This is a genomic window from Halococcus hamelinensis 100A6 (genome assembly GCF_000336675.1).
Lineage (GTDB): Archaea > Halobacteriota > Halobacteria > Halobacteriales > Halococcaceae > Halococcus > Halococcus hamelinensis.
The window spans coordinates 97059-121116 of the sequence record NZ_AOMB01000014.1 but is presented as its reverse complement, the minus strand read 5'-3'; the positions used below and the strand labels follow the sequence as shown (position 1 = coordinate 121116).

Annotated in this window: 22 protein-coding genes; 14 read left to right on the top strand and 8 right to left on the bottom strand. The window is 68.5% G+C overall.

Translation table 11 applies throughout. The features are described 5' to 3' along the window. Positions 1-241, top strand: a 241-nt coding sequence (locus C447_RS17880; protein ID WP_007691710.1) for a hypothetical protein, incomplete at its 5' end; no start/stop codon positions are given. A gap of 5 nt (positions 242-246) precedes the next feature. On the opposite strand, the gene C447_RS05605 is transcribed toward C447_RS17880, so the two are convergent. Then, a complete protein-coding gene (locus C447_RS05605; RefSeq protein ID WP_007691708.1) occupies positions 247-723 on the bottom strand; it encodes a hypothetical protein in 477 nt (158 codons plus the stop codon). A gap of 290 nt (positions 724-1013) precedes the next feature. On the opposite strand from C447_RS05605, the gene C447_RS05600 reads away from it, so the two are divergent. Next, positions 1014-2924, top strand: coding sequence for a beta-CASP ribonuclease aCPSF1 (locus tag C447_RS05600; RefSeq protein ID WP_007691706.1), 1911 nt, complete (start codon positions 1014-1016; stop codon positions 2922-2924). A gap of 9 nt (positions 2925-2933) precedes the next feature. On the opposite strand, the gene C447_RS05595 is transcribed toward C447_RS05600, so the two are convergent. After that, the gene (locus tag C447_RS05595) at positions 2934-3785 is read right to left on the bottom strand and encodes a BKACE family enzyme (RefSeq protein WP_007691704.1); all 852 of its coding nucleotides are present in this window, start codon (positions 3783-3785) and stop codon (positions 2934-2936) included. Further along, positions 3782-3961 (bottom strand): hypothetical protein, encoded by a 180-nt coding sequence (locus C447_RS05590; protein WP_029601949.1) that lies wholly within the window; start codon positions 3959-3961, stop codon positions 3782-3784. Before C447_RS05590 ends, C447_RS05595 begins: the two co-directional genes overlap by 4 nt. A gap of 105 nt (positions 3962-4066) precedes the next feature. On the opposite strand from C447_RS05590, the gene cdd reads away from it, so the two are divergent. From cdd to C447_RS05550, 8 genes are all read left to right on the top strand, one after another. Continuing rightward, complete coding sequence (gene cdd, locus C447_RS05585) at positions 4067-4462, top strand: cytidine deaminase (RefSeq protein ID WP_007691700.1); 396 nt, start codon at positions 4067-4069, stop codon at positions 4460-4462. Continuing rightward, a complete protein-coding gene (locus C447_RS05580) occupies positions 4459-5292 on the top strand; it encodes a nucleoside phosphorylase (RefSeq protein WP_007691698.1) in 834 nt (277 codons plus the stop codon). Before cdd ends, C447_RS05580 begins: the two co-directional genes overlap by 4 nt. Before the next feature lie 78 nt (positions 5293-5370). Beyond that, positions 5371-6024, top strand: coding sequence for a ferredoxin Fer (gene fer, locus C447_RS05575; RefSeq protein WP_007691696.1), 654 nt, complete (start codon positions 5371-5373; stop codon positions 6022-6024). 111 nt (positions 6025-6135) lie between these two features. Beyond that, positions 6136-6816, top strand: a complete 681-nt coding sequence (locus C447_RS05570) for a plastocyanin/azurin family copper-binding protein (RefSeq protein ID WP_007691695.1) — start codon at positions 6136-6138, stop codon at positions 6814-6816. 111 nt (positions 6817-6927) lie between these two features. Then, on the top strand, positions 6928-7392 hold the full coding sequence (locus C447_RS05565) for a PH domain-containing protein (protein WP_029601950.1): 465 nt from the start codon (positions 6928-6930) through the stop codon (positions 7390-7392). Further along, on the top strand, positions 7389-8918 hold the full coding sequence (locus tag C447_RS05560; RefSeq protein WP_007691693.1) for a PH domain-containing protein: 1530 nt from the start codon (positions 7389-7391) through the stop codon (positions 8916-8918). The genes C447_RS05565 and C447_RS05560 overlap by 4 nt, the downstream gene beginning before the upstream one ends. A gap of 107 nt (positions 8919-9025) precedes the next feature. After that, a complete protein-coding gene (locus tag C447_RS05555) occupies positions 9026-10612 on the top strand; it encodes a hypothetical protein (RefSeq protein ID WP_007691692.1) in 1587 nt (528 codons plus the stop codon). Positions 10613-10669: 57 nt separating this feature from the next. After that, on the top strand, positions 10670-12079 hold the full coding sequence (locus C447_RS05550; protein ID WP_007691691.1) for an RNA-splicing ligase RtcB: 1410 nt from the start codon (positions 10670-10672) through the stop codon (positions 12077-12079). Between the two features lie 7 nt (positions 12080-12086). Here C447_RS05550 and C447_RS05545 read toward each other — a convergent pair whose 3' ends face one another. From C447_RS05545 to C447_RS05530, 4 genes are all read right to left on the bottom strand, one after another. After that, on the bottom strand, positions 12087-12371 hold the full coding sequence (locus tag C447_RS05545) for a hypothetical protein (RefSeq protein ID WP_007691689.1): 285 nt from the start codon (positions 12369-12371) through the stop codon (positions 12087-12089). 66 nt (positions 12372-12437) lie between these two features. After that, the gene (locus tag C447_RS05540; protein ID WP_007691687.1) at positions 12438-13475 is read right to left on the bottom strand and encodes an LLM class flavin-dependent oxidoreductase; all 1038 of its coding nucleotides are present in this window, start codon (positions 13473-13475) and stop codon (positions 12438-12440) included. An 88-nt stretch (positions 13476-13563) separates the two neighbouring features. Continuing rightward, positions 13564-15372, bottom strand: a complete 1809-nt coding sequence (locus C447_RS05535) for a glycoside hydrolase family 15 protein (protein WP_007691686.1) — start codon at positions 15370-15372, stop codon at positions 13564-13566. Between the two features lie 596 nt (positions 15373-15968). Further along, positions 15969-17123, bottom strand: a complete 1155-nt coding sequence (locus tag C447_RS05530; protein ID WP_007691685.1) for an NAD(P)/FAD-dependent oxidoreductase — start codon at positions 17121-17123, stop codon at positions 15969-15971. Positions 17124-17297: 174 nt separating this feature from the next. Between C447_RS05530 and C447_RS05525 the strand changes: the two genes are divergently transcribed. The 4 genes from C447_RS05525 to C447_RS05510 all read left to right on the top strand — a co-directional run bounded on the left by C447_RS05525 (position 17298) and on the right by C447_RS05510 (position 23382). Further along, positions 17298-18812, top strand: a complete 1515-nt coding sequence (locus C447_RS05525) for a DHH family phosphoesterase (RefSeq protein WP_007691684.1) — start codon at positions 17298-17300, stop codon at positions 18810-18812. Positions 18813-18850: 38 nt separating this feature from the next. Next, positions 18851-19657 carry a CBS domain-containing ParB/RepB/Spo0J family partition protein gene (locus C447_RS05520; RefSeq protein WP_007691683.1) on the top strand — a complete coding sequence of 269 codons (807 nt, stop codon included), beginning with the start codon at positions 18851-18853 and terminating at the stop codon, positions 19655-19657. A gap of 54 nt (positions 19658-19711) precedes the next feature. Next, the gene (locus C447_RS05515) at positions 19712-21412 is read left to right on the top strand and encodes an acyl-CoA mutase large subunit family protein (protein WP_007691682.1); all 1701 of its coding nucleotides are present in this window, start codon (positions 19712-19714) and stop codon (positions 21410-21412) included. A 62-nt stretch (positions 21413-21474) separates the two neighbouring features. Beyond that, positions 21475-23382 carry an acetate--CoA ligase gene (locus tag C447_RS05510; protein WP_007691681.1) on the top strand — a complete coding sequence of 636 codons (1908 nt, stop codon included), beginning with the start codon at positions 21475-21477 and terminating at the stop codon, positions 23380-23382. A 90-nt stretch (positions 23383-23472) separates the two neighbouring features. Here C447_RS05510 and C447_RS05505 read toward each other — a convergent pair whose 3' ends face one another. Then, complete coding sequence (locus C447_RS05505) at positions 23473-23727, bottom strand: hypothetical protein (RefSeq protein WP_049904385.1); 255 nt, start codon at positions 23725-23727, stop codon at positions 23473-23475. Positions 23728-24058: the final 331 nt, after the last annotated feature.

The window sequence follows — 24058 nt, the reverse complement described above, 5'->3', positions numbered from 1 at the left end:
GCGTGGCGAGCGCGCCGCGTTCGCGTTTGCCGCCGTCCTGTTGATGGCTCCCGCCCTGCTGTTCAACCCCATCCGAACCCTCCTCGGCGCGAACGCTGGCTTCGGACCGCTGACGTTCGACCTCGCGCTGCGCGCGGTCGGCGGGGTGTTGTTCGCCGCGCTGGCGCTCTCGAACCGGCGGCGAGCCGGGTCGGGGGCCACCCCCACCGACGACGGCGAATCGTCGGCGACCGAAGCCTAAGGGCGTTACCCGACCGCGAACGGGCTCTCGCGCTCGGTCCACTCCCACCCCGGCAGTCGTGTCTGGAATCCCGCCGCGAGCGCGGCGTCGAGGTCGTCGAGTCCGGCGGATCCCGCCGTGTGCGTCGTGACGTCGGCGTAGTGGAAGGTGGCCTCGCCGAGCAGGCGGAGCGGCTGGGTGCCCGCGAGCATCCCCGCGAGCTCGCGCCCGAGGAGTTCGTCGACCACGAAGCCCGGGTAGTCGCCCTCGACGTCGAGCTCGCGGAGCACTCGAATGATAGCCGCGACGTTCACCGCGAGGTCGCCGTCGGCGAACACGTCGTCGACCGCGCGGCGGTACTCGTCCCGCGTGACGCGCCCGACCTCGGTCTCGAACGCCGCCCCGAGGTCGGCACGGACCTCGTTGATCAGGGACACCACTCGTGGGGCGCGCTCGACGGTCCAGTCGCGTTCGGCCGCCACGGCCGCGGGCGTGAGTCGCATGGGTCGACGGACGCGACGCGTTCGGGTGGCTCTTTTGCGAAAGGTTTTATAATCCACATCCTATACCCGAGGGTACACGCGGGTTTTCGGGCCTCACAGTGCCGAAGCGCATCGAGACCCGAACCCACGGGCCCGTACGGGCCGAACAACCTCCAGAGTGTATCGTATGCTATACGCGTCGCGTTTCCGACGACCGACGACCCGCCAGCGGCGTCGTCGAAGCGGGTCGCGCGTCGGACGCGTAGAGCCCCGATACACCGACCATCCTCTCACATGACCCGAGTTTTAGTATGAGTACGGTAGACAAACAGCTCGACGAGATAGCCTCGACGATAACGAACCAGCTCCCCGACCGGATCTCCGTGACGGACGTGACCTACGAGGGCCCCGAACTCGTGATCTACACGCGGGACCCGAAGGAGTTCGCGCGCAACGGCGACTTGGTCCGGAACCTCGCGGGCCAGCTCCGAAAACGGATCACGGTGCGGCCCGAACCCGACTCCCTCACCCCCGAGGCCGACGCCCGCGCGGCGGTCCTCGACGTGATCCCCGACAAGGCCGACGTCTCGGAGCTCGACTTCCACGAGGACACCGGCGAGGTCGTGATCCAGGCCGCCAAACCCGGCATGGTGATCGGCCGCCACGGCTCCACCCTCCGCGAGATAACCAAGAAAGTCGGCTGGACACCGGAGGTCGTCCGGACCCCGCCGATCGAGTCCTCGACGGTCTCGAACGTCAGGAGCTTCCTCAAGCAGGAACGCGAGGAACGTCGCGACATCCTCGAACGCGTCGGTCGGCAGATCCACCGCGACCAGATGTCCGACGACGAGTGGGTCCGGATCACGACCCTCGGGTGCTGTCGGGAGGTCGGCCGGGCGAGCTTCATCCTCTCGACCCCCGAGACCAGGATCCTGATCGACTGTGGCGACAAACCGGGCTCGGACGACACGCCGTACCTCCAGATCCCCGAGGCGAACCCGCTGAACTCGCTCGACGCGGTGGTCCTGACCCACGCCCACCTCGACCACTCCGCGCTGATCCCGCTGCTGTTCAAGTACGGCTACGACGGCCCGATCTACACCACCGAGCCCACCCGCGACCTGATGGGGCTCCTCCAGCTCGACTACCTCGACGTCGCGGCGAAGGAGGGCCGGAGCCCGCCCTACGAGAGCGCGATGGTGCGCGAGGCGGTCAAACACACGATACCCGTCGAATACGGTGACGTCACCGACATCGCGCCCGACGTCAAACTCACGCTCCACAACGCCGGCCACATCCTCGGGAGTTCGGTCGCACACTTCCACATCGGCGATGGCTACTACAACGTCGCCTTCTCGGGCGACATCCACTACGACGACACGCGGCTGTTCAACGGCGCGGTCAACGACTTCCCGCGGGTCGAGACCCTCGTGATGGAGTCGACCTACGGTGGACGAAACGACTACCAGACCGACCAGGCCGACTCCGAGCAACGGCTCATCGACGTGATCAACGAGACCCACGACAAGGGCGGGAAGGTCCTGATCCCGGCGTTCGCGGTGGGCCGCTCCCAGGAGATCATGCTGGTGGTCGAGGAGGCGATGCGCAAGGGGGAGATCCCGGAGATGCCGATCCACCTCGACGGGATGATCTGGGAGGCGACCGCGATCCACTCGACCTACCCCGAGTACCTCCGCGACGACCTCCGGGACCGGATCTTCCACGACGACGAGAACCCGTTCCTCGCGCCTCAGTTCAACCACATCGACGCCGGCCAGGAGGAACGCGAGGAGATCGCGGCGGGCGACCCGGCGATCATCCTCTCGACCTCCGGGATGGTCACCGGCGGCCCGATCATGTCGTGGCTCTCACACCTCGGCGGCGACCCGGACACCACGATGACGTTCGTGGGCTACCAGGCCCAGGGCACGCTCGGCCGCCGGATCCAGAACGGCTGGGACGAGGTCCCGATGAACGGCGGGCGCGGTCGCGGCGGCACTCTCAGCCTCGAACTCGACGTCGAAACCGTCGACGGCTTCTCCGGCCACGCCGACAGACAGGGCCTCGAAAACTTCGTGAAGACGATGAACCCCCGCCCCGAGAAGGTGCTCTGTGTCCACGGCGACGAACGCAGCGTCCAGGACTTCTCCTCGGCGCTCTATCACAACTACAACATGCGGACGTTCGCCCCGAAGAACCTCGAAACCTTCCGGTTCAAGTAGTTTCAGGCGTCACGCACCGCGAAGCCCGAGGACGTCCCTCGCTTCGTCGGGCGTCGCGACCGGCCGGCCGAGTTCGTTCGCGACCCGACTCACGCGCTCGACCAGCTGGGCGTTCGACTCGGCGAGCTCGCCACGCCGGTAGTAGACGTTGTCCTCCAGCCCGACGCGGACGTGCCCCCCAAAGAGGACCCCCATCGTCGCGAACGGAAGCTGGTGGCGACCGAATCCCAGGGTGTTGAACTGGGCCCCTTCGGGGAGGTCGTCGATGGCCGTCAGGAAGTTCCGGGGGTGGGGGCGGGTGAGCGTGCCCGGCCCGAAGATCAGGGTCGCGTAGACCGGGTCGGCGAGGTCGCGGCGGTCGAGCAGCCCGAAGACCTCGTTGCGGTGGCCGTCGTTGAAGACCTCCAGTTCGGGTTTGATGCCTCGTTCGCGCATCTCGTCGAACAGCGAGTCCACCAGCCCGCGGGTGTTCTCGCTCGTGAGGTGGGCGTAGCGATTGAGCGGCCCCATGTCGAGCGAGGCCATCTCCGGCGGCGGGTCGGTCCGGAGCGGCTGGTGGCGGTCGGCGTCGGGTGCGGCAGTACCTCCAGTAGAGTGTTGGATGATTACGTCGTCTGCGTGGCGGCGAACCGCGTCGTCGATCGCCTGGAAACGTTCGGTGTCGAACGTGCGCTCGCCGTTCGGCCGCCGGGCGTGGAGGTGGACGACCGCCGCGCCCGCCCGCTCCGCCGCGGCGGCCGCTCGCCCGATCTCCTCGGGGCTCTCGGGGAGGTTCGGGGTCGCCTCTTTCCCGTGGACGCCGCCGGTGAGCGCCGCGGTCACGATGACGGGATCGCCCGCGAGAAACGAATCATAGCTCATTCGGCGTGCTCGCGGTAGATCTCGCAGTGGCTCTCGTGATCGAGGTCGTAGCGGTCGTTGCAGACGTCGGCGCGCATCGCCTCGACGAACCGGTCGACGGCGGTGCAGTACGCCCGCTCGGTTTCGAACTCGTGGTCGCCGGCCGCCGCACGGTAGCTGAGATACGGGCAGGGCATGCGATTGGATCGGGTCGCGACGGGGTAACGGTTGCCCCGCATCGCGGCTACCGCCGCGACCGTCGTCCCGGTGGCTATTTCCATCCCACGCCCGCCAGAACGAGCATGGACGACGAGGACCTCCTGGCCGCCGCCCGCGAGGCGACCGCGAACGCCCACGTCCCCTACTCCGAGTATCGAGTTGGGGCGGCGCTCGAAGCGGCGGACGGCACCGTTTTTACGGGCTGTAACATCGAGAACGCCAACTACTCCAACAGCCTCCACGCCGAGGAGGTGGCGCTCTCGGAGGCGGTCAAGACCGGCCATCGTGAGTTCGCGCAGGTCGCGGTGACCTCCTCCGAGCGCGACGGCGTGCTCCCCTGCGGGATGTGCCGTCAGACCCTCTCGGAGTTCTGCGAGGACGACTTCCGGGTGGTCTGTGACGAGGCCGAGGGTGTCGTCGAGTACGAACTCGGCGACCTCCTACCCGACGCCATCTCGGCGGACACCCTCGGGAAATGACCGCCGACAGCGAGGACCCGAACGACGAGGTCCAGTACCACCTCGCGGTGGGGCCCGACGACGTCGCGGAAACCGTGCTCGTTCCGGGCGATCCCGAGAGAGTCGAGAAGATAGTCGACCTGTGGGACGAGTTCGAGCTGGTGGCCGAACACCGCGAGTTCCGGACCGCGACGGGCGCACATCGCGGGACGCCGATCTCGACCACCTCCACGGGGATCGGGAGTCCCTCGGCTGCCATCGCGCTCGAAGAATTGGCGCGGGTCGGCTGTGAGACGTTCGTCCGGGTGGGGTCGTGTGGCGCGATCCAGCCCGGCATGGACGTCGGCGACCTCGTCATCACCACGGGGGCCGTCCGGCAGGAGGGCACCAGCGACGAGTACGTTCGCGAGGACTACCCCGCGACCGCCGACGACCGCGTGGTGGCGGCGCTGGTGGCGGCCGCCGAGGAGCTCGGCTACGACTACCACGTCGGCGTCACCGCGAGCGCCGACAGCTTCTATCCCGGCCAGGGCCGGCCGGGCTTCGAGGGCTTCGAGGCCGCCGGGAGCGACGACCTGGTCGAGGACCTCCGCGAGGCGGGCGTGTTGAACATCGAGATGGAGGCGAGTTCGATCCTGACCCTCGCGGGCCTCTACGGGCTCAGAGCGGGCGCGGTCTGTACGGTCTACGCGAACCGCGTCACCGGCGAGTTCCGGACCGAGGGCGAGTCCCGGGCGGCCGAGACCGCGAGCCTCGCGGCGACCTACCTCGAACGGATGGACGAGCGGGCACGCGAGGCCGGGGCCGACCGCTGGCACCCGGGGCTCGGTCTCGGCGACGCGTCCGAGTGAGTCGGAAGTAGAACGGCCCGTGACGGTCCACAGAGCGGGTCGGGAAACGTTTTTCCTCGTCGCTGCCCACCGATCGATGTGGCGTCCCCGTTCGAGATCCTGGGCCTCGACCCCGATGCCGACGAGCCGGCGGTCCGCCGGGCCTACCGCGAGCGCGTCTTCGAGGCCCACCCGGACCACGGCGGGTCGGCCGCCGAGTTCCGCCGGGTGAGGGCCGCCTACGAACGGCTCTTGAGCGGCGAATCGGTCGAGTCCGAGCCGGCGATGGCGGACGCCCCGGCCGACGAACCCACCGCCACGGAGCCGGAGAAGGTCAGGGTCGAGTACCTCAACTACGCGGTGCTCGACGACCACGGCTGGGGGCTCGACGACCCGGACCTGTTCGAGACCGCCGCCGCGGCGGACCTCGCGGACGCCGACCACGGCGAGTTCCTGGTCCACCCCCGCGAGTCGCTGCTCGAAGCCGCCGAGAATCGCGGCTACGCCTGGCCCTACGCCTGCCGGGGCGGAGCGTGTGCGAACTGTGCGGTGGCGATCGTGGCGGGCGAACTGGAGATGCCGAACGACACCGTGTTGCCGCCGGAGATGAAGGCCCACGGGATCCGGCTCTCGTGCAACGGCATCCCGGTCTCCGACGAGCTCAAAGTGCTCTACAACATCAAGCACCTCCCCGCGCTCGAGGAGCTCCGCCTCCCACCCAGACCGTTCGAGCAGGCCCACGCAAGTGACTGACGGCGGAGACGTCAACGATCGATCGGCGGGAAGTCCCTCCGCCGTCGCTCGATTCGCGGACCGAAACCGACGATCCAAAGTGTTGATGATGGTCGGGAAGCAAGCGGGCGCATGAAGCGTCGAACGTTCCTGAAAGCGACGAGTATCTCGACGGTCGCGGGGATGACGGCCCTCGCGGGCTGTTCGAGCGGGAACAACGAGAACGGGAACGGCAGCGGTGCCAACGGGAGCGGCGAGGGAACGAACGGCGGCGGCACGGGGACGAGCGGCGGTGCGAGCACGACCCAGGGGTCGGGCGGGGACACCGCGATGACCTCCTCGGGGACCAACGGCTCGACTACGGGCGCGAACGGCACCGCGGCGACGAGCGGCGGTGGGGGCGGAACGGAGACCGTCGGGATGTACACCGACGGGAGCACGTACTACTTCGACCCGATCGGGCTGTTCGTCGAACCCGGCACCACCGTCAGCTTCGAGATCGAGTCCGGGGCTCACTCGGCGACCTCCTACACGACGGACAACCCGTCGGTGAGCGAGCGCCGCATCCCGGAGGGCGCGGAGTCGTGGGACAGCGGCACCATCAGCGGCAGTGATAGCTACGAGTACACCTTCGAGACCGAGGGCACCTACGACTACTACTGCATCCCACACAAGACGCTCGGGATGGTCGGTCGGGTCGTCTGTGGGAGCCCCGGCGGTCCCGCCGAGGGCAGCATGCCCCCGGACGGCGACGTTCCGGAGAGTTCGGCGATCGTCGAACAGGGCTCGATCGCCTTCAGCGACTTCAGCTAACGACGTAGCCGTCGGTCGAAACGGGGGCGGGTGCCGCCGCCGGACCACCGGAAGTTATCCCATCCCGGCGTGAGAACTCGAAGAATGAGCGAGAGCGCCCCGTCGAGGTCGATGGAGTCGCTCGACCCGCGTGCCAGGGTCGTCTGGGTCGTCTTCGAACTCGTGATAGGGGCCGTCGTCGGGCTCGGCGGTACGTGGCTGGTCGATCGGTTCGTTTTCGAAATTGCGTTCTGGGTCGGGCCGGTGGCGGCGGCCGTACTCGCGCTCGCCGGCGCTGGGTACGCCCTGCTTCGCTATCGCGTCTGGCGCTTCGAGGTACAGGAGGACGCCGTCTACCTCGAACGCGGGGTCTTCACCCGGGTCGAGTCGGTGGTGCCGTTCGTCCGGATCCAGAACGTCGACACCAAGCGCGGCCCGGTCGAGCGCCTCGCGGGTCTGTCGAGCGTCGTGGTCTACACCGCGGGGACGCGCGGTGCGGACGCCACCCTCCCCGGCCTCGCGCCCGAACGGGCGACCGCGCTTCGCGAGGAACTGCGCGAGCTCGCCGTCGAGAGCGAGTACGAGGACGCGCTGTGAAGCTCCACCGGCTGTCGGCCCCGCTGCGCGCGGCGTCCGGTCTCGAGATCGGGCAGGTCCTGCTGTTCGGCGGCGGCGGCGCGGTCGTCGGGAGCGAGGGCGGGATGGGGGGCGGCGTCGTCATCGGGCTCGCCATCGTCCTCGTGCTGTTCGTCGTGCAACTCGGGTGGGAGATACTCTACGTCCAGCGGTTCGCCTACACGCTCACCGACGACAGCCTCGACATCGACTCCGGGGTGCTCTCGCGGCGCGAACGGTCCATCCCGATCCGCCGGATCCAGAACGTCGACATCACCCGGGACCCGTTCGCGCGGCTCGCGGGGCTCGCGGCGGTGGCGTTCGAGACCGCCGGCGGGGGCGACGACGCCGAGGGCGAGATCCGCTACGTCACCACGACGGAGGCCGAACGCCTTCGGAACGAGATACAGCGGCTGAAGCGGGCGAACGACGGAGGCGAGTCGGACGAAGCTTCGACGTCGGCGGACGTGTCGCGAGCCGAAACGGTCGAGGACACGGACGAGGGCCGGGAGGAGCTGTTCGTCCTCTCGACCCGCGACCTCCTGGCGGCGAGCGCGCTCTCGCTCGACCTCAGACCCCTCCTGCCGGTGGCGCTGCTGGTCTTCGAGGGGACGCGGTATCTCCCGAGCGGGGTCGCGAGCGCCGTGGTCGGCAGCCCACGTCTCGGGGTGGTGCTGACCGCCGTCGGGTCGTTTCTCGCGAGCGCGGCCGTGACCTTCGCGCGGTTCTACGGTTTCCGGCTCTGGCGGTCGGGCGACGAACTCCGCTACGAACGCGGGCTGGTGAGCCGGTATACGGGCTCGATACCGTTCGAGAAGATCCAGCACCTCGTCGTGAGCGAATCCCTCCTCCTGCGCCGATTCGGCTACGCGGCGCTCGACGTCGAAACCGCGGGCTACGGGAGTCAGAGCGCGGCCACCCGGGGCTCCGAGTCGGTCGTCCCGTTCGCCGAGCGCGGGGCGGTGCTGGCCCTCGCACGCTCGATAGAGGGCTTCGGGTTCGACACGCCCGCCTTCTCCCGGCCGCCGAAGCGTGCCCGACGGCGCTACGCCGGCCGGTACGCCATCGCGGTCGTGGCGATGACGACCGGACTGTTCGTCGCGAACCGACTGTTCGAGTTCGACCCGCTCCGGTGGTGGTTCGCGCCGCTCGCGTTGCTGGTCGTCGTGCCGTTCGCGGCTCACTACACCTGGCTCCATCGCGGCGTGGCGACCGACGAGGGGTTCGTGCTGACCCGTAACGGCTTCTGGCGGCGGACCACCGAGGTGGTCCCCTACTATCGAGTGCAGACCGTGAATGAGGACCACACGATCTTCCAGCGTCGGTGGAACCTCGCCACGGTCGTGGTCGACACCGCCGGGACGGGGAGCCTGGGTCGCGAGGGCGCACGCGCCGTGGATTTCGACCGGCACGAGGCCGACGCGCTCCGCGAGACCGTCCGACGACGGCTTCGACGAAGCGTGATCGAGCGTCGGATGGAGCGCCGTCGCCGGTCCAGCGGGTCGTGACGGCCCGATGCGAACGGACGGCCACGAAAACGGTGGACGCTCGTATCGGTGAATCGGCATGTTGAAGGGGGCTCGCTCGGCACGAACGGTGAAATGAGGGAGCAGGCGTGAACACGCGGCGGGCGGTCGGCGGGGTGGTCGGACTGGCGGTTCTCCTGGGCGCGGCGTACGTGGCCAGACCCTGGCTCCAGTGGCTGGTCTACGGGCTCTACACGACGCCGACCGCGTGGGTGTTCGTTCCGGTCGGGCTCGCCGCCGTCGCCTACTTCGGAGTCTCGTTCGAGTCCAGCGAGGCGAACCGGCCGCTCGGGATCGCGCTCGGCCTCGTCGTCGTGGCGGTGATCGTGCTGAGTTCGGTCGGCGGGCTCTACGCCCAGACGACGCTCGCCGACCGGACGATGGCCGGGGCGACGCCGACCCAGGGGCTCTCGCCCGCCGACGCCGACCACCCGCGGGTCGTCACCCGAAACGTCTCGGACAACTACGCCGCCAACACCCTCCAGCTCTCGCGCTATCGGGTCTCGAACCCGGACGTCACCTTCCGCAACGGCACCCCCTACTGGTCGTACGCCCTCTCGCCCGACGGGGTCCGGAACCACTTCGCGCTGAAACAGGACGGCACGGTGCTCGTCAACATGAGCGCCCAGAACGCGAAGGTCGAGACCGTGAGGGGCGAACTGGAAGCGGGCATCGGCACTGCGTGGTACAACAACTACCGGTGGAACGTGCTCAAGCAGGGACAGTACCTCGTCGACTACGGCGACCCGTTCATGGTACCCCATCGGAACGAGTCGTACATCGCGGTGCCGTACACCAAACCCAGCTTCCACGTTCGGGCGCTCCCGGTCCCGCTGCCCTACACCGTGCCGGAGTGGGGCGGCGTGGCGCTGGTCGCGCCGGACGGCAGCGTGACCGACCTCTCGCCCGCGGAAGCCCGGTCGAATCCCGTCCTCCGGGGGCAGAAGCTGGTCCCCTTCGACCTGACGCGCGAGCGGGTGACCGCCACGAAGTACCGCAACGGCATCCTCAACACCCTCCCCGTGGTCGGTTCGCACACCGACGAGATCGAGGTGGCCACCACGCCCGGCAGCGGCAACGAGCAGCCGTATCTCGTGCCCACGCGAAACGGCACGAAGTACGTGGTCGCGGTCGAGCCGTTCGGCGACGCCCAGGGTCTCCGGGAGGTCTGGGAGATCGACGGCCGGACCGGCGAGGCCTCGGTCTATCGCGGCCCCTCGGGCGAGTCGCTGTTCGGCCCCCGGAAAGCCGCCGACTACGTTCGCCAGGCGAGCCGAACCACCGACTGGAACCGGTTCTCGCCCGCCGAACCACTGCCGGTGGCGGTCGACGGCCGGCTCTACTGGATGGTGAAGGTCGTCCCCGAGGGTGGCTCCGGGGTCTCGTACGTGGCGTTCGTGAACGCCGAGTCCTCGAACGTGCAAGAGACCGCCTCGACCGCGGCGGTCGAGGAGTTCCTCCGTGGCAACCGGTCGGCGGCGCAGTCGGTGAGCGATGGCGGACCGAACGCCTCGGCGGGTGGGCCACGGAACGCGACGACGGCCGGCGGTGGAAACGTGAGTCTCGTGGTCGAAAAGCGCGCCCCGAACGGGTCGGTGGTGGCGACCATGACGGTCTACGAGAACGAGTCGGTCTCGATCGAACCCGCGCGGAACGGCACGACGGCGGCGGGATAGCGGTCGGACGACGAGGGGCGAAGGGCATTAAGCGACGGCCCGGCAAACCAGTTCACCATGACCACCACGATCGCCGGCGAGCACACGACCGCCGAGGTCTTCCTCGACGAAACCGACCTCGAAGACCTCACCCGCGAACAGATCCAGGAGATGGTGGACCACGAGGCGTTCACCGAACCCGTGCGGGTGATGCCCGATGCTCATCCTGGGGCGGGCTGTGTGATCGGGTTCACGATGCCGCTCGCCGACAAGGTCGTGCCGAACGTAGTGGGGGTCGATATCGGTTGTGGTATGTTAGCAGTCCAGCTCGATTCGGAACCGGACCTCACCGAGGAGGAGATCGACGACCGGATCCGCGAGACGATCCCGATGGGCTGGCACGCACACGACGACCAGACCTACCACGTGGGTGATGATTTCCCCTGGGCGGAGACGACGACGAAGGTCGAACGGCTGCAGGCGGGTCGCGACACCGACTTCGCGTTCGACGGCTACGACCTCGATTACTTCGAGGAACTCTGTGAGAAGGCCGGCGTCGACCTCAACAAGGCCATCAACCAGGTCGGAACCCTCGGTGGGGGCAACCACTTCATCGAGGTCGCCGAATCCGACCGGACCGGGAACTGGTGGCTGGTGTTCCACAGCGGGAGCCGCGCGCTCGGCAACTCCGTGGCCGACTACTGGCAGACCGAGGCGACCGAGCGGCGGAACGCGACCGCGCTCGACCCGATACCGCCCGACGACCTGCCCGAGGAGGTCCGGGACGCGGGCGGGACACCCGCGGACGTCACGGACGGGACCGGTCGCCGAATCGACATGGACCGGGCGGCGGCGTTCTGCCGCGAGCGCTTCGAGGGGGGCGAGATCGAGGCCAACGTCAATCGCCTCAGACAGGTGCACCACGACCGTCAGGAGGACTTCGAGGCCGACCGGAACACCGACCTCGACTACCTGGAGGGCGAGGCCGCCCACGGCTACCTCGTCGACATGGCGTTCTGCCAGACCTACGCCTGGGAGAACCGTCGGTGGATGGCCCGCCTCGTGACCGACGCGCTCGGGGTCGGGGTCGCCGACTCGATCCACTCGCCGCACAACCTCATCGACTTCGAGGACCTCGTGATCCGGAAGGGCGCGACCCGCGCCCACGAGGGCGAGCGGCTCATCGTCCCCTACAACATGGGGGAGGGGTCGGTCGTACTCCGGGGGAAGGGCAACCCCGAGTGGAACCGGAGCGCGCCCCACGGGACGGGCCGGAGCGGGAGCCGCCGGTGGGCGAAAAAGGAGTTCACGATGGACGAGTTCGAGGCCGCGATGGACGGGGTGTTCTCGACCTCGGTGAACAAGAACACCATCGACGAGAGCCCAATGGCGTACAAGGACCCCGCGACCGTCGAGTCCCGGATCGACGAGACCGGCGCGGTCGTCGACCGGCTCCGACCCGTGATAAACTGCAAGGCCGACTGGTAGGTAGGATTCAGATCGCGTCGTCGGGGTCGTGTTCGTCGGCCATCCGGGTCGCCTCGGCGGCGTAGCGTTCCCTGAGTTCGGGGTCCTCGACCGGGCCGACACTCCCCGGGTCGGCGTCGATCGCCGCGGTGGTCTCCCGGACGTCGCTGAAGGAGGTCAGCGCGCGCTCCTTTCTGGAGTAGCGTTTCCCGTCGGTTGTGGCGTAGGTCAGGATCACGAGGTTCTGCTCGTCGTCGGAGTAGGTCCGTTCGACCAGCCAGACGCGTACCGATTCGGTCGTGGAATCGGACATGATGGGTCGTAGCCCGCTCGGGGATAAATGGTCGCGGGTCGTGTGGTCGTGGGGCGGTTCGTCCGGCTATCGTGGCGAGAGATCGAAGGCCTCGGCGAGGAGCGCGTGGGATTCGAGGACGTTCTCGGGGTCGGCGATCTGGTTCTGGACCACGACGTCGTCGACCCCGATCTGGTCGGCCATCGTCTCCAGGATCTCGCGCACCGTCGAGGGACTCCCCGATATCGCGCGGGGCCACGCACCCGGTTCGACGTCGGTCGGGGTCGGGTCGGGGACCTCGCCGAGTTCCTCGACCGCCTCGTCGGCCGACCGGATCGGCGGGCGGTCGATATCGCCCTGCTGGAGCCGTCGGCGCGAGGCCTCGGTGGTCGCGCGCCGCCGCGCGGCTTCCTCGTCGGTCTCGGCACACGTCACGTTCGTCGCGAGCATCCCCCGGGGTTCGTCGGGCCCCGCGCCGAACGACGAGGGCTCGAAGCGCTCGCGGTAGACCTCGAAGGCTCTGACCGCCGGTTCGGGTCGGATGAACGCCGCGAAGCAGTACTGGAGCCCGAGCTCGCCGGCGACCGCGGCGCTCGACGGGCTCGACCCGAGCACCCACATCTCGGGGGCGGTGTCGGCCGCCTGCGGCACGTCGAGCTGGCCGAACTGGTTGTCGTCGTCGAAACCGTCGTAGAGGTGGGCCGCGACCTCGTGGATCTTTTCCTTGTGGTCGTTCGCCCCGCGGCGCTGCTGGCTTCGGTCGGGCTGGAGCGCGAAGTCCGAGAGGGGTGAGCCGTTCGCCCGCCCGAGCCCGCAGTCGATCCGGCCGGGCGCGAGCGAGTCGAGCACGCCGAAGGTCTCGGCCACCTTGTACGGGCTGTAGTGGTTCAGGAGCACGGTGCCGGACCCCACTCGAATGTCGTCGGTCCTGGCCGCGATGTGGGGGATGAGTACCTCGGGGGTGGTGCTGGCGAGCCGGTCGGTGAAGTCGTGGTGTTCGGCCACCCAGAATCGGTCGTAGCCCAACCGTTCGGCGTGCTGGGCGCGCTCGACGGTGTTCTCGAAGGCTTCGGTCGCGGAGCCGCCCTCGGGAACCGGCGCGAGGTCGACGATGGAGAGATTCACGTCGGATCGACGGGTCGGAAAAGGAAATACCACCCGCAACGGCTGGCTCGATGCCCAACCGTGACCGGGCCGTCGCCCGTCGGTGTGGTCAGTCGGCCGTGGCCTCGTTGAGGTAGAGCACCGCGTTGACCAGCCCGATGTGGCTGAACGCCTGGGGGAAGTTGCCGAGGTGCTCGCCGGTCTCGGGGTCGACCTCCTCGGCGAAGAGGCCGAGCGGGCTGATGTACTCCATCACGCCCTCGAAGACCTCTCGGGCCTCCTCGACCCGGTCCGAGCGCGCGAGACACTCGACCAGCCAGAACGAACAGAGCACGAACGCGCCCTCCTCGCCGGGCAGGCCGTCGTCGCCCTCATAGCGATAGACGAGGCCGTCGTCGGTCATCAGATGCTCCATCACGGCGTCGATCGTCGCCTGGAGCCGGTCGTCGTCGAACGGCAGGAAACCGACGCTCCCGAGCCGGAGCGCGGCGGCGTCGACGGTCTCGCCCGCGAAGGTCTGGGTGAAGCAGTCGAGGTCGTCGTCGTAGCCCTCTTCGAGCACGACCTCGCGGATCGTCTCGCGGTCGCCGCGCCAGCGTTCGAGGGGTGCGTCGAACCCGCCCTCCTCGGCGATCTCGATCCCGCGGTCGAGCGCGGCCCAGCAGAGCACCTTCGAGTGGACGATGTGGCTCGGTTCGCTTCTGACCTCCCATATCCCGTTGTCCTTCTGCTCCCAGACCCCCGAGACGTACTCGATCATCTCCTTCAGGACCTCCCAGTCGCCCTCGAATATCTCGGCCCCGTAGTCGGTGGCGGTGTAGATGGCGGTGACGAGTTCGCCGTAGGTGTCGAGCTGTTCCTGGTCGCCCGCGGCGTTGCCGACCCGGACGGGCTGTGAGCCCCGGTAGCCGGAGAGGTGGTCGAGTTCGACCTCGACCATCTCGGGTTCGTAGTGGAGGCCGTAGAGCGGGTGGCCGATCTCGCCGGGGTCGTCCTTGTGGCACATCGTGAGTGACCAATCGAAGCCGTTGCGGGCCTCGCGCTCGTGGCCGAGCTCGTGGAGCGCCTGGATGGTGTAGGAGACGTCGCGGATCCACGCGTAGCGGTAGTCCCAGTTCCTGATGCCGCCGATCTCCTCGGGGAGCGAGGTTGTTGGTGCGGCGGCGATGGCGTGTGTCTGTGGGTTCATCAGGAGTCGGAGCACGAGCTCCGAACGGACCACGTAGTCGTGGTACGGCCCGGCGAACGCACAGCCCGACTCGTCGAGGCACTGGTGGGTCCACTCCTGCCAGAAGTCGATCGTCTCACGCAACAGCCCCGCACAGTCGGCGGCGTCGATCGGTTCCCGGTCGTTGTACTGGAGCACGAACCAGTCGGTCTCGTCCGTGTCGAGGGTATCGCTGGCGGTGGCGTACTCGATCGTCCCCTCGGTGGTCTCGAACGACGCTTCGCCCCAGAGGTAGCACTGCTCGCCGTTACCGCGCCCGAGGACGCCCTCGCTCGTCGTCTCGACGGTGGTGCCGACGCGGTCGTAGTCGAACCGGGGGTCGAACTCCAACTCGAACTCGACGGAGCCCTCGACGCAGGTGACTTTCCGGTAGATCGCGCTCACGGTGTGGCCGAGTTCCATGCCATCGACGACGGGCATGAAGTCCGTGACGACCATCGTTCCCGAGTCGGTCTCGAAGGTGGTCCGGAGCACGTTGGTCCGGGTGACGTAGGACTGTTCGGACGTGTACTCCCCCGCGGGCTGAATGGAGAAGTGCCCGCCGCCGTCGTCGTCGAGCAGCGCGGCGAAGACGCTCGACGACTCGATGTGCGGGAAGCAACACCAGTCGATCGAGCCCTCCTCGGAGACCAGCGGACAGGTTTCGAGGTTGCCGATGACTCCGTAGCCCTCGATCGGCGTGAATTCCATACCGAACCCACGACGGACCCCCATATAGTACCCCGTACCCTGGAGCCGCTTACCGATCCACTACGGAGCGGGTCGGCGGTCGCGGCTGCGGCGGTGCGGTTGCGGCGGCGGTGGCGGTAGCTGTGGTGAGCGGTTGCGGCGGTGTGGTGTCTCGGCGAACGGCAGTGAGCCGAGACGAGCGGTTGCGGGGCGGTTCCTGGTGTCTCGGCGAGCGGGAGCGAGCCGAGGCTCAGGAGAGCTGTGCTCTCCTGGTGGATGAAGGGCGAGGTCGTTCGAAAGGCGCGGAGCGCCTTTCGTGATGACGAGAGCGCTTCGCTCTCTCGAACCAACGCGACGCGTCCGAGGGCTTCGGCGGTGCGGGGCGGAGGTGGTACTGTGCGGTCGCGGGATGTGAAGGAGTCGTACCGTGAGCGAGTGAAACGAGCGAGCGGGCCGACGACTGACTGGAAGGAAGGAGGAGGCTTTTGATCCACATTTTGCCAGCGAAGGAGCGAAGCNGGCCGACGACTGACTGGAAGGAAGGAGGAGGCTTTTGATCCACATTTTGCCAGCGAAGGAGCGAAGCGACTGAGCGCAGCAAAAGGTGGAGGTGGGTTTTACATATCCGACCAGGCCCGCACCGCCCGCCCCGGCCCCGTAACGTCGTTGATCCAGCGCACCGCGATCCCTTTCTTGATGGCGACCGCGACGGGGCCGCTGAAGGTGTTGAGCGGGATGCCGACCACGTCGTGGGCCACCGCCTTCTCGCCGACCGAGACGAGGGTCCCCTTGTCCTCGTGGGTCCAGCTGTCGAGGGGCTGGCCGTGGAGCGCGCGCGCGACGTTCTCGCCCGCGACCTCCGCGGCCTGCCAGGCGGCCTGTGCGGTCGGCGGCGCGGGGCCGTCCGGCTGGTCGACGATCGCCGAGTCGCCGAGCGCGAACACGCGGTCGTCGTTGGTCTCGAAGGTCGCCTCGGCGTTGACCCGGTTGTGTTCGTTGTCGAGGCCCGAGTCGTCGATCGCCTCCTGGCCCGTGATGCCCCCGGCCCAGACGAAGACGTCGTGTTCGAGTGTATCGCCCGAGTCGAAGTGGATCGCACCGTCCTCGGCCTCGGTGATCGGGTCGTCCGTGGAGATCTCGATGTCGCGCTCTTCGAGGCGCTTTCTGAGCGCGCCCTGGAGTTCGGAGTCCATCCCCGGCAGCACGTTCTCGAGCGCCTCGACCAGCGTGATCTCGATCGGGGCGTGGTGCATGTCGCGGAACTCGGCGACCTCGCCGGCGGTCTGGATCCCCGAGAGCCCCGCACCGCCGATGGCGACGTGGGCGGGGTCGTCGGCCGTGGCCTCGCGCGCGGCCTCCTTGACCCGGTCGTGGATCGTGAGCGCGTCGTCGAGGCTCTTGAGGGTGAGCGAGTGCTCTTCGAGCCCGTCGATCCCGTAGTAGGCGGTCTGGGAACCGAGGGTCACGAGGAGGTAGTCGTAGGAGACCGTCGAACCGTCCGCGAGTTCGACCGCCCGGTCGTCGCAGTCGAGCCCCGAGACCTCGCCCTGGATGAACCGCGTCGTCGGCGATTTGATCTCGTCGACCGGGATCGTGACCTTGTCCTGGACGCTCGGGTCGCGGATACACCGATGGGACTCGTGGAGCACGAGGTGGTAGTCGTGGTCCGAAACCCACGTGATGTCGGCTTCGTCGCCGAGCGTCTCCTCCAATTTCTTGATTGCGCCCGCCCCGGCGTAGCCCGCGCCGAGAACGACGACAGTCTCCGTCATAGGTTCACGTGTGTGGGCAGGCGTTACAAAGGCTTTGAAACGATGTTGGCTGTGAACTCGACGAATTCGGCCGGGAGTCGCCGATACGGTGGCGCTTCGGCTCGTTCGCCATCACCCGGTTCGGCCGGGAGCCGACGCGCGGGGTTTTAATTCCCCTGGAACCAACCCGATCGCATGGTTTCGCGGTTGGTGTTGGGCTGTGGGTCGGTCGGCCGGACCATCGTGAGCGCGCTCGCCGACCGACCGGGCGACGTCCTCGTGGTCTGTGACAACGAACATCGGATCGAGACCCTCCGGAGCGACCGCATCGACACCCACCGCGCCGACCCGACCGACCCCGGGACGTTGGACGACGTCGAGCGGCCGATCGACGTTCTCGTGGTCGCGAGCGACGACCCCGACATCAACCGGGTCGCGACCGAGACCGCCCGGGAGGCCTACCCCGAAGCGTTCGTGCTGGCCTACACCGGCAAGGAGCCCTCGATCGAGTGTCGGCTCGACATCGAGGCGAACGCCGACCGGGTCGTCGAATCCGCCGGCACCGCCGCCGACGACCTGATCGAACGCATCGGCGAGGAGAGCATGCGCCCGCGGCGGCTCTGGCGCGTCCTCCGGTCGATCGCGGGCCCGCTCGCGGTCGTGACCCACGACAACCCCGACCCCGACGCGATCGCGAGCGCGTTCGCACTGAAGAAGATCGCCACCGCCGCGGGCTGTGAGACGGACATCTGCTATTACGGGACGATCACCCACCAGCAGAACCGCGCGATGGTCAACCTCCTCGACCTCGAGATGCGCCAACTAGAGGGCGACGAGACAGAGGAGTACGACGGCATCGCGCTCGTCGACCACTCCCGCCCGGGCGTCAACGACCAGCTCCCCGAGGACACCCCCGTGGACGTCCTGATCGACCACCACCCGCCGCGCGCGCCGGTCGAGGCCCGGTTCGTCGACCTCCGGAGCGACGTCGGCGCGACCTCCACCCTCCTCGTGGAGTACCTCCGCCAGCTCGGCATCCGGGCCGACGAGACCGTGGCGACCGCGCTCCTCTATGGGATCCGGGTCGACACCAAGGACTTCCGGCGCGAGGTTTCCACCGTCGACTTCGAGGCCGCCGCGTACCTCCTGCCGTTCGTGAAGGATTCGGTGCTCGAACAGGTCGAGACACCGAGCATGAGCGCCGAGACCATCGAGACGATGGCGCGGGCGATCCGGAACCGCGAGGTCCGGGGCTCGGTGCTCGTGAGCTACATCGACGACCTCCACGAACGCGACGCGCTGGCCCAGTCGGCCGACCAGCTCCTCGACATCGAGGGCATCAGAACCACGCTGGTCTACGGGATCATCGACGGCACCGTCTACTGCTCAGGCCGGACCCGGGGGACGAACCTCGACCTCGGCGAGACCCTCCGGGACGCCTTCGAGCAGATCGGGAGCGCCGGCGGCCACGCCGACATGGCGGGCGCACAGATCCCGCTGGGGCTCCTCGGCGATTCCGACGAATCCGAGCTCTCGGACATCGTCCACGACGTCATGGCCGACCGGTTCTACGGCGCGCTCGAGACCCGGGACGAGGGGCGGCCCGCGCCGGTCGAAACCGACGGCGGGGAGGGTGAGGGGAGCGAGACGCCGTCCGAGGGGCCGGTCGATCCCGGATTCGAAATCGGCGAGTCGGGGTCGGGCGGCTGAACGAGGGGTTTTTGTTCCGGGCTGCCGACCCGTTCCCAATGGCCACCGAGAACGAGAAACCCCGGGTTTCCGAGTACATGACCCCGGACGTCGTGACGGTCTCGCCCGACGACACGGTGGCGTCAGTCGCCGAACTCGTCGCCGAGAACGACGCTCACAGCGGGTTCCCGGTCTGTGAGGGTCGCCACTGCGAGGGGTTCGTCACCGCCCGCGACCTCCTGCTCGCCGACACCGACGACGCACTGGTCTTCACCGTCATGTCGGAGGACCTCGTCGTCGCCCACCCCGGGATGGCGATCTCCGACGCCTCGCGCGTCATCCTCCGGTCCGGCATCCAGCAGCTCCCGGTGGTCGACGACGCCGGCAAACTCGTCGGGATCATCTCGAACACCGACATCGTCCGGAGCCAGATCGAACGCGCCACCCCTGGGAAAGTCGCCAAGCTCTCGCGCACGCTCGAGAACATCCACGACGTCGAGACCCGCGAGGAGCGCCGGTCGGTGGCGCTCGCCGAACTCACCCCGACCCAATCGAAGGTCTACGCCGACGAACTCGAGGGTCGGCGCTACGAACTCGAACGTGGCCTCGCCGAGCCCCTCGTGGTGATCGACACCAAGAACGAGAAGCTCCTGCTCGCCGACGGCCACCACCGGGTGAAGGCCGCCGCCCGTGCCGGGATCGAGGCGATGGACGCCTACGTCATCGCGATCGACGAACCGATCGAGCTCGGGATGGCCGAGACCGCACGGAAGGAGGGGCTCGCCACCATCGACGACATCTCGGTCGTGGACTACGCCCACCACCCGCTGGTCGAGACGATCGAGCGGCTCCAGGACCCCGACTGATCCGGCGCGCGGGGCGTCGGAACCTTCATTGACGACCGTCGCAAACGTTGTCCGATGTACGACGCCGACGACCTCGACGCCATCCGGGAGGGAAAGGAGCGCTGGGCCGACGAGACCCTCGACCCGGTGCGCTCGCGCCACGGCGAACGCAAGGACCGCTTCGCCACGGTCTCGAACCACGAGGTCGATAGGTTGTATACCCCCGCCGACGTCGCCGACCTCGACTACGAGGGAGACCTCGGCTTCCCTGGCGAGGAGCCCTACACCCGAGGGGTCTACCCGACGATGTACCGCGGCCGGACGTGGACCATGCGCCAGTTCGCGGGCTTCGGCACCGCCGAGGAGACCAACCAGCGGTTCAAGTATCTGGTCGAGGAGGGCCAGACGGGGCTCTCGACCGCGTTCGACATGCCGACCCTGATGGGGATCGACTCGGACGACCCGATGGCGGCGGGCGAAGTGGGAACGGAGGGCGTCGCGGTCGACACCCTCCGCGACATGGAGGTGCTCTTCGACGGTATCGATCTGGCGGACGTCTCGACCTCGTTCACGATCAACCCGAGCGCGCCAGTCATCTTCGCGATGTACGTCGCGCTCGCCGACCAGCGCGGGGTATCGAGGGAGAAGCTCCGCGGGACGATGCAGAACGACATGCTGAAGGAGTTCATCGCGCAGAAGGAGTGGGTGATCCCGCCCGAGGCGTCGCTCGACCTGGTCACCGACACCGTCGAGTTCGCGATCGAGGAGACGCCGAAGATAAAGCCCATCTCGGTGTCGGGCTACCACATCCGGGAGGCCGGCTCGACCGCGATACAGGAGCTCGCCTTCACCCTCGCCGACGGGTTCGCCTACGTCGAGGACGCGATGGACCGGGGACTAGAGATCGACGAATTCGCGCCGCAGCTCTCCTTTTTCTTCAACTCCCACAACTCGATCTTCGAGGAGGTGGCGAAATTCCGAGCGGCCCGCCGGATCTACGCCCGCGTGATGGACGAGTGGTACGACGCCGAGGACCCGCGTTCGAAACAGTTGAAGTTCCACACCCAGACCGCGGGCCAGTCCCTCACCGCCCAGCAGCCGCTCAACAACATCGCGCGGGTCACGATCCAGGCGCTCGCCGGCGTGCTCGGGGGAACCCAAAGTCTGCACACCAACTCCTACGACGAGGCGCACGCGCTGCCGAGCGAGGACGCGGTGCGGGTCGCACTCCGAACCCAACAGGTGATCGCCGAGGAGTCGGGGGCGGCCGACATCGTCGATCCGTTGGGGGGGAGTTTCGCGGTCGAGGCGCTCACCGACGAAACGGAGAAGGAAGCGATGGAATACATCGAGGAGATACGGGAGATGGGCGAGGGCTCGGTCCGCGACGGCGTGCTCTCCGGGATCGAGGACGGCTACTTCCACCGCGAGATCCAGGACGCCGCCTTCGAGTACCAACAGCGCGTCGAGCGCGACGAGGAGACGGTGGTCGGGGTGAACAAGTACGCCAGCGAGGAGGACACCAGCCCCGACCTCCTCCACGTCGACGAGACGGCGGAGGAACACCAGCGCGAACGGCTCGAATCGGTGAAGGCCGACCGCGACGACCGGGCGGTGCGCGAGGCGCTGTCGGACCTCGAAACCGTCGTCGAGCGTGGTGAGAACACCATGCCGGCCATCGTCGAGGCGGTGAAAGTCGGGGCCACGATGGGCGAGGTCATGCAGGTGTTCGAGGCGCGCCACGGCTCCTACCGCGAGACGGTGACCCTCGCGTAACGACCGGTCCCCCGTTCGGGGAGGCGAACCCTTTTCTCCGCAACCGACGGAGCTTCGAGGCGATGGAGGGCGACGACGTGGTCGAGCCGACCCCGGCGTTCCGCAACCGTGCGAACTGCCGGACCGACCCCCGCGACCGGTTCGCCGACGACTGGCCCGATTCCTGGGCCGCCGCCGGCGACCTGCTCGATTGGATCGAGCCCTACGAGTCGGTGCTCGCCGGCGACCGGCCGCCGTTCGAGTGGTTCGACGGCGGGACGCTCAACGCCTGTCACGAGTGCCTCGACCGCCACCTCGCGGAACGGAAGAACCACCTCGCGCTCCGGTGGGAGGGCCAGCTCGGCGAACGACGGAGCCTCACCTACCTCGACCTCTACCACGAGGTCAACGCGTTCGCGGCCGCGCTCCGGGACCTGGGTGTGGAGGCGGGCGAGGTCGTCACCCTCTACATGCCGGTGATCCCCGAACTCGTCGTGGCGATGCTGGCGTGTGCCAGGCTCGGTGCCCCGCACTCGGTGGTGTTCGCCGGCTTTTCGGCCGACGCGCTCGCGAACCGGATGGACCGCGCCGACTCCCGGTATCTGATCACCTGCGACGGCTACTACCGCCGCGGCGACGCCATCAACCAGAAGCGCCGGGCGGACAACGCCCGGCTCTCCATCGACCACGCGCTCGAAGCGACCGTCGTGGTCGAACGGCTCGGCGGCGCTCGACTCGGGGCCGACCAGCACGACTACCACGCGCTGGTCGACGACCACGCCGGTCGCGAGGTCGCCCCGGTCGCCCGCGACACCGGCGACGTCCTCTTTCTGATCTACACCTCCGGCACCACGGGCAAGCCGAAGTCCGTCGCCCACACGACGGGCGGCTACCTCGCCCACGTCGCCTGGACCGCCCGGAACGTCCTCGACATCACGCCCGGGGACACCTACTGGTGTTCGGCCGACATCGGCTGGGTCACCGGCCACTCCTACATCGTCTACGGCCCGCTCGCGCTCGGGACCACCACGATGCTCTACGAGGGGACCGCCGACCACCCCGAGAAAGATCGTATATTCTCGCTGATCGAGCGCAACGCCGTCGACGTGTTCTACACAGCGCCGACGGCGGTCCGGGCGTTCATGAAGTGGGGCCCGGAGTACCCCGCACGCCACGACCTCTCGAGCCTCCGCCTGCTGGGGACCGTCGGCAAACCGATCGACCCCGAGGCGTGGCACTGGTATCACGACCACGTCGGCGGCGGCTCGTGTCCGGTGGTCGATACGTGGTGGCAGACCGAGACGGGCGCGATCCTCGTCTCGACGCTGCCGGGTGTGGACGCCATGAAACCCGGTGCGGCGGGACCGCCGCTGCCGGGCATCGACGCCGCCGTTCTCGCGCCGGACGGCAGCGAGTGTCCGACCGGCGAGGTGGGGACGCTCGCGGTCCGGTCGCCGTGGCCGGGGATGCCGCGCGAACTCGCGGCCGGGACCGACTGGGGGAGCGCCGCCGTCAGCGACGACTGGCAGTACCGCTCGGGCGATAAGGCGGTCGTCGATACCGACGGCTACATCCGGGTGCTCGGGCGGGCGGACGACGCGATCACCGTTCCGGGTCGGCGGGTCGGCGCGGCGGAGATCGAGGGCGCGGTGGTCGGGGTCGACGGCGTCGCCGAGGCCGCCGTCGTCGGTGTGGAGCACCCGACACGGGGGACGGCGGTCCACGCCTACGTCAGCCCCGAAGCCACCCGAACGGCCGACGACGCGCTCCGCGAGGCGGTGCTCGCGGCGGTCGAGTCCGCGATCGGACCGATGGTTCGACCCGAACGGGTGGTGTTCACCCCCGAACTCCCGAAGACCCGCTCGGGCAAGATCATGCGCCGGCTCCTGAAGGACGTCGCCAACGGCGAACCCTACGGCGACATCAGCGCACTCCGCAACCCCGAGGTCGTCGGCGAACTCGAATCCGACGACCGCGTTTCGGAAGAGTAGATATTTCCGAAACAGCGCCGCAGGTTCGAAGCGGTGTTTTCGGCCGTTGGTCGATGAAATCCGTCGAACCGGTGTGGTCGGGCGGAAGAGCTATTTCGGAAGCAGAGATACTAACGAAACGAGATGGGAGAGATGGCCGCGTTTCTCTGTGAGCGGGGGTACGAGGGGCTCCGCCGGGCGACCCGCACCCACCGGGCCGACCTCGTCGTCCAACTCTGTGGCGAAGTGGGCCTCCGGCCGAGCGAGGTCGTCGCGGTCGGGATCGACGACCTCCACGAGGTCGACTCGGTCGGGTTTCTCGCCGTCGACGGGCGCGAGGCGTTCGTCCCGGAGGCGGTGGGCCACGCCATCCGGAAGTACGCCAGCACCGTCGACGACGGTCCCCTAATCGACGTCTCGCCGCGCCGGGTGCAGATGCTGGTTCGGGAGACCGGCGAGCGGGCGGCCGAGGCGACCGGCGACGACCGGTTCCGCGGGGTGTCGACGCGCGACCTCCGGGCCGCCCACGCGCGTCGGCTCCTGCACGACGGGATCGACCCCCGCGTCGTGCTGGCGGTGACCGCCTACGAACGGCTGTCGGCGCTCGAACCCCACCTCGCGGCCCCCGACCGCGAGGCGGTCGCCGCGGCGTTCGGCGAGGACGGGAGCTGTCTCTTATACACATCTCTGAGCGGGC

What these genes read in the sequence shown, in the direction of transcription:
- C447_RS05565 (WP_029601950.1), top strand. Translation starts at nt 6,928, where the DNA reads ATGGAGTCGCTCGACCCGCGTGCCAGGGTCGTCTGGGTCGTCTTCGAA.
- C447_RS05530 (WP_007691685.1), bottom strand. Translation starts at nt 17,123, where the DNA reads ATGACGGAGACTGTCGTCGTTCTCGGCGCGGGCTACGCCGGGGCGGGC.
- C447_RS05600 (WP_007691706.1), top strand. Translation starts at nt 1,014, where the DNA reads ATGAGTACGGTAGACAAACAGCTCGACGAGATAGCCTCGACGATAACG.
- C447_RS05570 (WP_007691695.1), top strand. Translation starts at nt 6,136, where the DNA reads ATGAAGCGTCGAACGTTCCTGAAAGCGACGAGTATCTCGACGGTCGCG.
- C447_RS05545 (WP_007691689.1), bottom strand. Translation starts at nt 12,371, where the DNA reads ATGTCCGATTCCACGACCGAATCGGTACGCGTCTGGCTGGTCGAACGG.
- C447_RS05595 (WP_007691704.1), bottom strand. Translation starts at nt 3,785, where the DNA reads ATGAGCTATGATTCGTTTCTCGCGGGCGATCCCGTCATCGTGACCGCG.
- C447_RS05590 (WP_029601949.1), bottom strand. Translation starts at nt 3,961, where the DNA reads ATGCCCTGCCCGTATCTCAGCTACCGTGCGGCGGCCGGCGACCACGAG.
- C447_RS05535 (WP_007691686.1), bottom strand. Translation starts at nt 15,372, where the DNA reads ATGGAATTCACGCCGATCGAGGGCTACGGAGTCATCGGCAACCTCGAA.
- C447_RS05520 (WP_007691683.1), top strand. Translation starts at nt 18,851, where the DNA reads ATGGCCACCGAGAACGAGAAACCCCGGGTTTCCGAGTACATGACCCCG.
- C447_RS05605 (WP_007691708.1), bottom strand. Translation starts at nt 723, where the DNA reads ATGCGACTCACGCCCGCGGCCGTGGCGGCCGAACGCGACTGGACCGTC.
- C447_RS05515 (WP_007691682.1), top strand. Translation starts at nt 19,712, where the DNA reads ATGTACGACGCCGACGACCTCGACGCCATCCGGGAGGGAAAGGAGCGC.
- C447_RS05525 (WP_007691684.1), top strand. Translation starts at nt 17,298, where the DNA reads ATGGTTTCGCGGTTGGTGTTGGGCTGTGGGTCGGTCGGCCGGACCATC.
- cdd (WP_007691700.1), top strand. Translation starts at nt 4,067, where the DNA reads ATGGACGACGAGGACCTCCTGGCCGCCGCCCGCGAGGCGACCGCGAAC.
- C447_RS05550 (WP_007691691.1), top strand. Translation starts at nt 10,670, where the DNA reads ATGACCACCACGATCGCCGGCGAGCACACGACCGCCGAGGTCTTCCTC.
- C447_RS05510 (WP_007691681.1), top strand. Translation starts at nt 21,475, where the DNA reads ATGGAGGGCGACGACGTGGTCGAGCCGACCCCGGCGTTCCGCAACCGT.
- C447_RS05580 (WP_007691698.1), top strand. Translation starts at nt 4,459, where the DNA reads ATGACCGCCGACAGCGAGGACCCGAACGACGAGGTCCAGTACCACCTC.